At 44.1% G+C, this 10,684-nt stretch carries 13 protein-coding genes and 1 pseudogene; 8 read left to right on the plus strand and 6 right to left on the minus strand.

The annotated features are described in order from the left end of the window. A pseudogene (locus ACRC32_RS14110) lies at nucleotides 1-143 on the plus strand (DUF4912 domain-containing protein); the annotation flags it as partial. A 154-nt stretch (nucleotides 144-297) separates the two neighbouring features. On the opposite strand, the gene ACRC32_RS14115 reads toward ACRC32_RS14110, so the two are convergent. Next, nucleotides 298-645 (minus strand): 4a-hydroxytetrahydrobiopterin dehydratase, encoded by a 348-nt coding sequence (locus ACRC32_RS14115; RefSeq protein ID WP_438554569.1) that lies wholly within the window; start codon nucleotides 643-645, stop codon nucleotides 298-300. 265 nt (nucleotides 646-910) lie between these two features. Beyond that, a complete protein-coding gene (locus tag ACRC32_RS14120) occupies nucleotides 911-2,359 on the minus strand; it encodes an MFS transporter (RefSeq protein WP_438554570.1) in 1,449 nt (482 codons plus the stop codon). A 68-nt stretch (nucleotides 2,360-2,427) separates the two neighbouring features. Here ACRC32_RS14120 and ACRC32_RS14125 point away from each other — a divergent pair, with 68 nt between their 5' ends. Next, the gene (locus ACRC32_RS14125; RefSeq protein WP_438554571.1) at nucleotides 2,428-2,952 is read left to right on the plus strand and encodes a phosphoribosyltransferase; all 525 of its coding nucleotides are present in this window, start codon (nucleotides 2,428-2,430) and stop codon (nucleotides 2,950-2,952) included. A gap of 20 nt (nucleotides 2,953-2,972) precedes the next feature. Here ACRC32_RS14125 and ACRC32_RS14130 read toward each other — a convergent pair whose 3' ends face one another. Together ACRC32_RS14130 and ACRC32_RS14135 are read right to left on the minus strand one after the other, a co-directional pair. Beyond that, on the minus strand, nucleotides 2,973-4,373 hold the full coding sequence (locus ACRC32_RS14130) for an MATE family efflux transporter (protein ID WP_438554572.1): 1,401 nt from the start codon (nucleotides 4,371-4,373) through the stop codon (nucleotides 2,973-2,975). A 92-nt stretch (nucleotides 4,374-4,465) separates the two neighbouring features. Next, nucleotides 4,466-4,738, minus strand: a complete 273-nt coding sequence (locus tag ACRC32_RS14135) for a hypothetical protein (RefSeq protein WP_438554573.1) — start codon at nucleotides 4,736-4,738, stop codon at nucleotides 4,466-4,468. Between the two features lie 167 nt (nucleotides 4,739-4,905). On the opposite strand from ACRC32_RS14135, the gene ACRC32_RS14140 reads away from it, so the two are divergent. Beyond that, nucleotides 4,906-5,781: a helix-turn-helix domain-containing protein gene (locus tag ACRC32_RS14140; protein ID WP_438554574.1), complete on the plus strand. Its 876-nt coding sequence runs from the start codon at nucleotides 4,906-4,908 to the stop codon at nucleotides 5,779-5,781. Nucleotides 5,782-5,861: 80 nt separating this feature from the next. On the opposite strand, the gene ACRC32_RS14145 is transcribed toward ACRC32_RS14140, so the two are convergent. Then, nucleotides 5,862-6,896 (minus strand): AEC family transporter, encoded by a 1,035-nt coding sequence (locus ACRC32_RS14145; protein ID WP_438554575.1) that lies wholly within the window; start codon nucleotides 6,894-6,896, stop codon nucleotides 5,862-5,864. A 159-nt stretch (nucleotides 6,897-7,055) separates the two neighbouring features. Between ACRC32_RS14145 and ACRC32_RS14150 the strand changes: the two genes are divergently transcribed. The 5 genes from ACRC32_RS14150 to ACRC32_RS14170 all read left to right on the plus strand — a co-directional run bounded on the left by ACRC32_RS14150 (nucleotide 7,056) and on the right by ACRC32_RS14170 (nucleotide 9,778). Further along, entirely contained in the window at nucleotides 7,056-7,916 is an 861-nt protein-coding gene (locus ACRC32_RS14150; RefSeq protein ID WP_438554576.1) for a M15 family metallopeptidase, read from the plus strand. Between the two features lie 69 nt (nucleotides 7,917-7,985). Then, entirely contained in the window at nucleotides 7,986-8,447 is a 462-nt protein-coding gene (locus ACRC32_RS14155) for a GNAT family N-acetyltransferase (RefSeq protein WP_438554577.1), read from the plus strand. A gap of 224 nt (nucleotides 8,448-8,671) precedes the next feature. Continuing rightward, nucleotides 8,672-8,902, plus strand: a complete 231-nt coding sequence (locus ACRC32_RS14160; protein WP_438554578.1) for a hypothetical protein — start codon at nucleotides 8,672-8,674, stop codon at nucleotides 8,900-8,902. Continuing rightward, entirely contained in the window at nucleotides 8,899-9,117 is a 219-nt protein-coding gene (locus tag ACRC32_RS14165) for a type II toxin-antitoxin system RelE family toxin (protein ID WP_438554579.1), read from the plus strand. Before ACRC32_RS14160 ends, ACRC32_RS14165 begins: the two co-directional genes overlap by 4 nt. Before the next feature lie 118 nt (nucleotides 9,118-9,235). Next, entirely contained in the window at nucleotides 9,236-9,778 is a 543-nt protein-coding gene (locus ACRC32_RS14170) for a Uma2 family endonuclease (protein ID WP_438554580.1), read from the plus strand. Nucleotides 9,779-9,811: 33 nt separating this feature from the next. Here the strand turns inward: ACRC32_RS14170 and ACRC32_RS14175 are convergent, their stop codons facing one another. After that, on the minus strand, nucleotides 9,812-10,654 hold the full coding sequence (locus ACRC32_RS14175; protein WP_438554581.1) for a class I SAM-dependent methyltransferase: 843 nt from the start codon (nucleotides 10,652-10,654) through the stop codon (nucleotides 9,812-9,814). Nucleotides 10,655-10,684: the final 30 nt, after the last annotated feature.

Consider the following 10,684-nt stretch of genomic DNA (forward strand, 5'->3'; position numbering starts at 1 on the left):
AAGATGGGTTAATCGACTACCCAATTATGGCTGTGGCTGCTGATGGCGAACAAACTCGTTCGATCCACATGAAATTCAACCGCGAAACACCTTCGCGCAATACTAATACTAAGGAAGAAGCCGTTCTCGAATGGTTGCCCTAGTTTAGATCCCCCAACCCCCCTTTTTAAGGGTGGCAAGAGATCCGGTAGGGGCGGGTTTCACCAACAATCTCTGTTTCACAGCCAAGATATCAACAAACCCGCCCGCAAAAAACCCTGATCGTGATCGGGGTTTTTTATTTCAATGTATTATTTTTCAATTAAATTGAGCGGCAATCTCGTCAGTCTTAGCTGCCATAATAAAGTCGTTTTTGTGCAATCCAGAAATGGCATGAGTCCACCAACTGACTTTGACTTTACCCCACTCGGTTAGTAATGCGGGATGGTGTCCTTCCGCCTCAGCGATTTCACCCACGCGATTTGTAAATTTCAAAGCAGTTTGAAAATCGGGAAATTTGTAAGTACGGGTTAAATGTGGTATTCCTTCTACGTCAACAATCTGCCAATCGGGAATTTGCGGTTTGAGTTGTGCCTCTTCCTCTGGAGTGACTCGCGGTGCATCCTTTCTGCAAGCAGTACACTTTTGTTCTGTGAGAGTTTCCATAGCACTATCTACGTTGGTATCTCTAGTTTAATTTTATCGAGTGGGAGTAGATATGTAGTCTGAAAATAAATATCTATTAATGTGATGCACAGCTTTCTTTTTTCCCCCTTATTCAAGGGGGGCTAGGGGGGATATTCTGATGAGGTAACTGATTTTTACGATCCCCAACTCCCTTAAAAAAGGGAGCCAGTCGCGTGCGGGGGTGTCCCCCGCTCTTGCAAACTGGCGTGGCTAAGAAAAATATCACATCTGGAGTTATTACTAATTACCCATTACCCTGCTTTCGCTCTTTCAATTTCAACAAAATCTCAGCATGAATCTCGCGAGTGATGGGATAAAAATATGCCAAAACTAAACCACCAATCAGAAAAATTACGGGTAAAATACTAGCTGCAAGGCGAATAGCAAATAATGCCGATTCTGGTTGTGTTGGTAATTCTTGTCCCGCCGCTGCTTCTCTAAACCCAGATGCTTGCAAGGCGTTTCCAACTAAAAACAAACCAAAAGCTAAACCGAATTTTTGCAACAACACCATAAAACCATAAAAAATTCCTTCGCGGCGCTGTCCGGTATTGAGTTCGTCTAATTCAATCACATCTGGCATCATCGACCAGGGAATTAGATAAGCTGTAGATACTCCCATGCCTGTAATTACTGCTAAGGCAAACATCAATCCTAACTGACCAGGCTGTAAGAAATATAGTCCGATTGCAGCTAAAATCCATAAAGATATCCCCATAAAATAAACTACTTTTTTGCCAATTTTTTTACTTAAATGACTCCATACCAACAGCATGACAATTGCAGTTCCTTGCACGGCAATTAAAACTGTGGGAACTTGTGATTCTTGGAGTTTTAGGTAGTTAACAGCAAAATAGGGAATAATGCTAGCTGTAACTTGCACTGCTAACCAAGAAAAGAGGTAAATTCCAATCACAAATAAAAAAGGTTTGTTGGTAAAAACTATTTTAAATTGTTCTCTAATTGGTAAAGCTGGGGGTTCTTCAACTGCCGTGCGTCTGGCTTCAAATGCCAAAATGCGATCGCGCGTGCCGTAAACGCACCAATAGAGTGATAAAGTTGCAATGACCGCGCAAACTGCTGCTAAAACAAAGAATTGTTGCTGGCGATCGCTAATTGTAGAAAAAACAATTTGTGCCAAAATTAGCGAGAAAATACTGCCACCAATGGAAAAAATAAAGCGAAAACTATTCAAGCTCGTCCGCTCGTCATAATCTTGAGTTAGTTCTGGAGTCATTGCCGTATAAGGCAAATTGACCACAGTATAAAATACTTGAGACACTACCCCAATGACCACGTAATACCAAAACAAGCTCCACATTTGGCTGGTAGGCTCAGTACTAAAGCGCGGTACAGTCCACTGTAAGAAGAAGAAAATTCCAAAGGGAATTGCTCCGTACAATAACCAAGGTAAACGACGACCCCAGCGGCGAGATTTGGTTTTATCGGTCAGTACTCCTACAATTGGGTCGTTGACTGCATCCCAGATTTTGCCAATCAGCAAAATGCTGCCTGCTAACCCTGCGGGAATGCCAGCCACATTTGTAAAAAAAACTAGCAGAAAAAATCCACCAATCCCAGCAGCAATTGCTGGTCCCAAATCCCCTGCACCATAGGCAAGTTTGGTTTTTAAGTCTAACTTGTCACTTAAAGATGTTGCTTCAGAATCACTCTTAGGGGAGGAATTATGCATAAACGAGATGGGAAAAGTTTAGAATAAATGACTCTGCCATCTAGTATTAGCGCTAAATTGTACCCGTTATGTCAGATCTTTATGTTTCTTGGTCGGACTACCACCGCACGATTGAGAAGTTGGCAGTCCAGGTTTATCAGTCGCAGTGGCAATTCAATCAAATTGTCTGTCTCGCACGGGGAGGCTTGCGGGTAGGCGATATTCTTTCCCGGATCTACGAACAGCCGCTAGCGATTTTAGCGACTTCATCTTATGTGGGTGCGGGTAAGCAAGAAAGAGGTAGTCTCGTCGTCTCCCGTCACTTAACCATGACAACAGATAAATTAGGTTCTCGCATTCTCTTAGTTGACGATTTGGTGGACTCTGGCGCGACGCTACAGCAGACTATCCCTTGGTTGCAAGAGCAGTTTGCTACAGAAGTGGAAGAAATTCGCACCGCTGTTTTGTGGTACAAAGGCTGTTCTGTGTTTGTCCCAGATTATTACGTCGATTATTTACCCGATAGTCCCTGGATTCACCAACCGTTTGAGCCATACGAAAAGATGAATATTGCGGAACTAGCTGCATCACATCAGGAGGCGGGAGTCGGGTAGGGATGGATGTTGTCCACAAGTTAAGAATTTGGGGTACAGGAACAGAGAGAATATTGTAATTGCTTGCGGGAAGATAGTTGACGAAACCGCCAGATAAATGCAATAGATGCGATCGCCAGCCCAATTGACTGTCCGATCCATAACCCTACACCACCCAAACCAAATTGAAACCCTAGCAGACAACCACTCGTTAACCCAGCTCCCCAGTAAGCTAAAAAGCCTAGTAACATTGGAACGCGAGTATCTTGAAGCCCTTGCAGTGCGCCATTAGCAGTTCTTTGCACTCCATCTACAATTTCTCCCAAAGCTGCGACAAACAGCATAGGAACAGCAATTGATAAAACGTTTGCATTTGCTGGGTCGCGAAGATCGATAAATAATCCTACTATCTGTTGGGGAAAGAGTAACACCGCGATCGCCATGAGTGTCATCGAGCCAGCACCCAAAATCATGCTGACGTATCCAGCTCGTTTGGCTGCTTTTAAGTTTTGCTGTCCGAGCCATTGACCGACTCGCACTGTTGTCGCGTATGACATCCCCAAGGGAATCATGTAAAAAACGACTGTAGTTTGTAAAACGATTTGGTGTGCTGCCAAAATCTCAGTTCCTAAAGTTCCCATAAGGAGCGTGACGATATTAAACAAACCGTATTCTATAGCTGTCGCTATCCCAATCGGCGCGCCCAGCCAGAGCAATTCCCAAATAATGCGCGGTCTAATTCGATGTAATGCCTGAAAAATACCGTAATTTCTAAGTTGCTTGTGCCAGAGTATGTAGACAGCTAAAGACAAAAACCTACCCCAAAAACTGAGAGCGCTAGTCAGTGCTAAACCCATCAGTCCCAGGCGCGGAAAACCAAACATACCTAGACCCAAGATATAATTGCCTGCAATATCAAACAGCGTCCAAGCGATCGCAATAACCATGACCGGACGTGCCTGAGATACGCCAGCTACGACACTTCTGAGTACGGTAAACCCCAAAGCTGGAAATATTCCCCAAAGTGCTACATCCAGATATTCATTTGCTAAAGAAGCATTTTGAGGGGATTGTCCGAGCTGAAGCATCAGCGCGTCCAAATGTCCGACAATCGGCATCAGAGCAATTGCCAGAACCACCGATATCCATAACCCCTGGCGCGTTATCTGCGTGACTCGCGATTTATCTCCTGCGCCATGCGCTACCGCTACAAGGGGGCTAACTCCTACCACTATGCTAGTTGCGGTATTTAACAACGTCATAAACGTGATGGAGGCTAATCCGCCTGCGGCTAGAGTTTCTTGTCCCAACCTACCCATGACTACTGTATCGGCAAAACCCGTGACAGATTGGGCAAGTTGGGCGCTGACTAAAGGAACGGCGAGTTTGAGAAACTCCTGAATTTCAGCCCGAATGTTGGAACGAATGGTGTGAGAAGTCATGACAAAATATCTGGAACTGTAGAGCAGGGAGCAGGCAGCAGGGAGCAGGGAGTAGGAAGTAGAAAAAGTTGTAGAGTTAAAATTTTGTCGAACTAACTTTGGGTAGGATCGGGCATAAAAAGAACAGAGCCGATTGTGAATATAAGACTAGCTGAGAAATGTAAAACGGCAGACACAGTAATACCTTTAGAAATTTCTAATATGGCATCAAATACAAACATTAACGAGCCAATTAGAAATAACCAACTAGCAACTGAGGCGCGATCGAGCTGATTGAGAATATTGGCGATCGCCATACTTTTTCTCGCCTCTACTAAATCGATTGGTTGACAATTATCCCCATTTACATACTTTTTTAGCAGCATCTCAATCTCCTAAAATTTCACTGAAACTTGGGCAGTTAATTTTGGCGTTACATACTGTAACTTTGCCGTTACAATTACAGAATAGGGAAACTCGAAGCTTCGATCTATTTGAATCTTGCGCGACTGTCAAATTCTTGCGGTAAGTTTTGCAGGGGGTTTAAGCACAGATGACAAAAGCATCGCACGCTCCAACACGCGATCCCAAATTACCGATCGCATCGAGTCAAAATTTAGGTTGGGAATCGATTATTGTTGAAGAATTTCAGCAACCCCCTGGAGGAATAGAACATTTCGCCTTGCCAGAACACGCGATCGCCGTATGTCTGGCGACGAAACCCAATCGCTTGCATCAAATTATGGGCGATCGTCGTTACGTAGGACTCTATACTAAAGGCGATATTTCCATCACCCCCGCTCATCTCCCTTCTTCCTATCAATCAGAAGGCGAGGATTGCTACTTACACATCCAAATTCCGCCCCAATTCTTGCAACAAGTAGCAAAAGAAGCGATCGAAATCGATCCTGCTGGCATTGAGATCGTACCGGAATTTCGGGTACGTAACCCCCAAATCGAGTCGATCGCCATGATGTTGCGATCGGCACTCCATCAAAACGATGCTTGGGTGAATCGCCTCTATGTCGAATCTTTAGCCAACCTGCTAACAGTGCATTTACTCCGCGACTATGCCACAACTCAACCGCGTGTAGCACTTTATGAAGGAGGATTAGGCGATCGTAGATTACTGCAAGTTTCAGAATATATCAACGCTCATCTAGATCGAGAGATTAAACTGGCAGATTTAGCTCAACTTCTGGGAATGAGTCAATTTCACTTCAGCCGCCTATTCAAGCAATCTCTGGGAAGTTCTCCCCATCAATACCTGCTCCAGCAAAGAGTAGAACGAGCAAAACAGTTATTAAAACAAACAAACCTATCGGTAGTCGAAATCGCTCTACAATCCGGCTTTAACAGCCACAGCCATCTCAGCCAACAATTTCGTCAATTCACAGGCATGACACCCAAAGCTTACCGAGCCAGTTGAGCAAAGTCAAATAGCGTCTTTCTTTGCGCCTTTGCGTCTTTGCGCGACATCCGAAATAAAACTTTTGCAATAACGCGATTCTAACGAACACCAAACAACCACAACCACAATGGCAAAGTCAGCAACAGACTTGCAGAACCGAGTGCTAAAGCCGTCACAGCCAAATCGCGATCGAGATCGTAAGCTTCGGCAATTACCAAAGTAGCAAAAGCGGGAGGCATAGCCATTTGTAAAACGATCGCCAGTTGAGGTGCGCCTGTAAAACCACATAGAGATAAGACGCTACCTACAACTAACGGAACGATCAACATTTTGATCGTCAAACTAACTGCGGCTTTGGGTAAATTGCGCCAAGACTTGAGATGTTGCAAGCGCATCCCGATAAGAACTAACGATAGAGCAACTACACTCCAACCCAAACTGGATAAAATTGATTCTGCTAGAGCAGGTAAGGCAACTTGACGAAATAACAAGCCAAACCCCATACTCCACAAAGCAGGATTAACTAGTATTGCTTGGATAAGTGAAGTGCGATCGCTAACTCCCTTACCAAAACGCGCCGCCAGTACTACACCTAAACCATAAGATCCCAAAGTCGATCCTAAAAGATCGTAAAACAGCGTCCAGCCAAAATACTGCGTCCCTACCACCGCCAAAGCGACGGGAAATCCAATATAACCCGTGTTTCCTACCATTGCTGCTAGTAGAAAACTGCCTTGGGTAGGTAATGGGTAATGGGTAGTTGATAATGGGTAGTTGGTAGTTGGTAGTTGGTTGACGGTTGACGGTTGACGCTCCTCTGCTCCTCTGCCCCTCTGCTCCTCTGCTCTCTTCCCCCGACTCCCTGCTCCCTGCGCCCTATTCCCAAAAAACTGAATCCACCCCCAAGCTAAACCCGCTCCGAGTAAAATAGCTATCCAAGCGCATATAGGTGCGATCCAAATAGCACCCGATAAGTCAGCTTGGCGCAAGAAGGCAATAATACTAATCGGGACTCCAATCCAAAACAGAAATTGTCCTAGAGTATGGGGAGAGAGTTGAGGTATTTTGCTGCTGGCAAAAAATCCTAACAAAACCAAGCCGATCAGTTGAGCGTATAGTATCAAAAGCTGCATTACGAAAAGAAAATTATTCTTCTGAAAGAATTAGTAGGGAATGGGGAATAATGGACTAGTGCAGTTTACAAGATCGATACTTAGCCGTTAATCGGTCTTAAGTTTACAATTGCCAGTTGTAAACTTAAAGCTGGCGGGGCGAACACTAAGGAGTGAGTTGTGGATAACGCTGACTTATCGAGAAAGCGACAAAAGCATTCAAATTCTGCAAATCGTCGATCGCCCGATGATATTCCAGAGGCTTTGCGGGATGCAGCCCCTCCTAATTCTGGTACTTCACCTAATCGTGCTTCCAGTGGGAAGCCGATTTATTTAATTGGTGGCTTGCTGGTTGTAGGTGCGGTCGCAGTAGGAGCTGGTTTATGGTACTTTACCTCTACCCCATCACAAAACACTGTCACTCAACCTATACCTACTGTTTCTCCTAGTCCGACTGTTTCTAGCCCTGCAACACCACAAACACCAGTAGCAGTCAATCCTTCTCCCGCTAATTCAGACAACCTTTTAGGACATCTACCTTATCAAGAAGCCCCAGAAGCAGAACTCGCGCCAATTCTACCAGGCAGTTCGATGAGATTGCGTCAAGCCGCTGCCAAAGAGTTTCAGGCGATGGTACGAGCGGCTAGAGCTTCAGGAGTAAATTTAGCCCCAATTTCCGCTTTCCGTTCCGTTGAAGATCAGCAGCATATTTATTTTGATACTAAGGCAGAACGAGGGCAATCTGTAACCAAACGTGCCGAAGTCAGCGCCCCTCCAGGCTACAGCGAGCATCATACAGGTTACGCTGTAGATATTGGTGATGGTAATACACCTGCAACAAATTTAAATACCAATTTTGAGAAGACGAAAGCCTTTAGATGGTTAGAGGCAAATGCAGCGCGATTTCACTTTGAAATGTCTTTTCCCAAGAATAACTCGCAAGGGGTAAATTACGAACCTTGGCACTGGAGATTTGTTGGCGATCGCGATAGTTTAGAAACATTTTATAAAGCCAAAAATCTCAGTCGCAGCACGCCTTAATTGTTTTGGCGCTGTTGTATTACTTAGTTGATATTTAAAGCAATATTGCCGCAAGGTTATTAGCTCACAATGATGCACGCAGTTACCTATAGACCGCCAGAATTTGGAGATGAGCAACAAATTAGTGCTTGCATGTGGGCTTCTGCGGATCTATGGGAACTCACAGACGGAACACCAGAAAGTGTTACCGAATGGACACAAATTTGTGACCCAGGAGAATTAAGAGACAGAATCTTGAGTAGCGAGAGAATGTGGGTTGCTACCTGGAATGGAATCGTTGTCGGTTTTATTGCATTTCGGAGAGGAAATCATCTATCGTTGTTGTTTGTCCGAAGAGAATTTGCTAGGCAAGGAATTGGTAAAGAGCTATTCACTCGGTGCAGCAAAGATCTTAATGAAATCACTGTTAAATCGTCTGATGCGGCAGTAGGCTTTTACCAGAAAGTAGGGTTTGTCCAAAGTGGCGATCGCTTTTTCAAAAATGGGGTATGGGCAACACCCATGAAGTGGACTAAAATTGCACTGAGTTGAAAGCACTGACTCATCCTTTAACATTACAATTTGTTAGTACCGAAAACAAAACAATTTGTTAGTACCGAAAACAAAACTCAAAAAATTATTGTTGAAGTCAAAAGTTTTATAGAACTTATAGGACAATTGCGACGCTGATTCAGATATAGAAATAGCTAACGAGTAGGCAGGCTGCGATTGGTGCTAGCTTTAAAAAACACAGTATTACATGAGAAAAAGCCACTATGTCATCCGCTGCGATTACTACGGTCACGAAAATGATGGAGTCTTTACCTCTGGATGTACAAGAGCGGATTGTAGAGCATCTTCGAGAGTATATCGACGACTTACAAGATGAAATTCGCTGGAATGAATCTTTCCAACGCACACAACAAAAGCTTGTTGCTGCTGCAAGACGCGCCAAACAAGAAATTGCTGAAGGGCAAGCGACTGCACTGGACTACGAGCAGCTATGAAGTCTGCTGTCCTTCCCTCCTTTTGGACTGAGTATCGACGGTTGAGCGGCAATATTAGGCAGACTGCTAGGAAAGCATATCAGTTGTGGGCAGAGAATCCATTTCATCCGTCCTTGCGTTTCAAGTGCATCAACAGCCAGGAAGGAATTTGGTTTGTCAGAGTCACGCGAGATTATCGAGCGCTGGGGGTATTAGAAGGCGACACAGTAACATGATTCTGGATTGGTAGTCACGATGATTATGAGCGATTTTTCTTGTAAGTCATTCAGCTTCTCAACCCAGAAACTATAAAATTGAACTAAATCAGCTCGCAATACTCTCAGCAATTCTGCTATGAAAACGCTAGCTAAATGGTCTGTAGAAGACTATCATCGCATGATTGAAGCAGGTATTCTGCGCGATCGCCATGTGGAATTGCTAGCGGGTGAAATTGTTGAGATGAGTCCAGAAACGCCGATCCATTACTCTACAGCAAAACGAGGCGCGAAGTACTTAGAGGAATTGTTGTTCGGTAAGGCTGATGTACGCTTCAATGGACCCATTACCCTGGCTAACTCCGAACCCGAACCCGATATCGCGATTGTGAGATTGCCAGAATCATCCTACAACGATCGCCATCCTATACCTAATGACATCTTCTGGATTATAGAAGTTGCCAAGACAAGCTTAAAAAAAGATTTGGATATTAAAGCTGCAATTTATGCAACGGCTGAAATTCAAGAATATTGGGTTTTAAGCTTATCTGCGCGCCAACTTATTGTATTTAGAAATCCTCAAAATGGTAAGTATCTTGAAGCAAATACGATTGAGGCAGGAATCATTACACCATTAGCATTTTCAGATATTTCAGTGTCCGTTGACAGGCTTTTGTCATGAGCCGATCGCACCTTTTTGGTTAATCTGCGATCGCTAAACTGCTTTCCTAGCTGTAGCCCCGATAGTTGAATAATAAATTGCCCATGACTGCGGATCTTCAGCAATTTGACAATACCGCTCGATATCTTCTCGTGTTGCTTTATTTGTAGCAATATATTTATCTGCTAATCGCTCGGCAGACATTTTCATAACTGTAGCAATTCCCGAACCCCCAGGAGCCAAAGGAGTATCATTTTCAACAGATAAATCTTGCAAATTCATCTGTTGAAATATTGCAGGCAATCTAATCCCAAAAGCATAATCCATACCCCTACTCGCAAACATTTGGGCGATCGCCTCATTCACCCGATTCATTGACTGACAAGCTGCTTCATTTCCCGCGATCGCTCTAGCAGCAGAAAAATCTGGTTCTTCGATCGCAATCCACCCCCCAGGTTTGAGCAAATCTAACATTTTTGCGAGGGCAACTTGAAATTCTGGAACATGAATCAGCACGTAGCGAGTATGAATTAAATCGAAAGATTGACTTTCTAGCGCTAGATGACGAATATCGGATTCTATAACTTCTATGTTTGCTGGGTTGCTCTTGGCAATAAAACGAGTATTTAAATCGACAGCAACAACCTTACCATCGTCTCCAACAATTTCTGCCATCCATCGGGCGATCGATCCTGCTCCTGCGCCAACTTCAAGACAGCGCCAATTTGCAGCAATACCTGTTGCTTGAATTCGCCTGCGACTAGCTGGATCGAAGACTCGTTCGATTGCTTGGAGTCTTGCCAATTCTTTAAGCTCAGTTTCTGTCAGTTCAAATTCTTTGGGTTCAACTGTTTTCCAAGGCTGAGAATTAGCAAAGATGTATGTAGAATCTGACATTTTCACCCCTGTAACTCTGACTAATTTTTG

Origin of the sequence: Chroococcidiopsis sp., assembly GCF_051657925.1 — a bacterium.
Classification (GTDB): Bacteria; Cyanobacteriota; Cyanobacteriia; order Cyanobacteriales; family Chroococcidiopsidaceae; genus Chroococcidiopsis.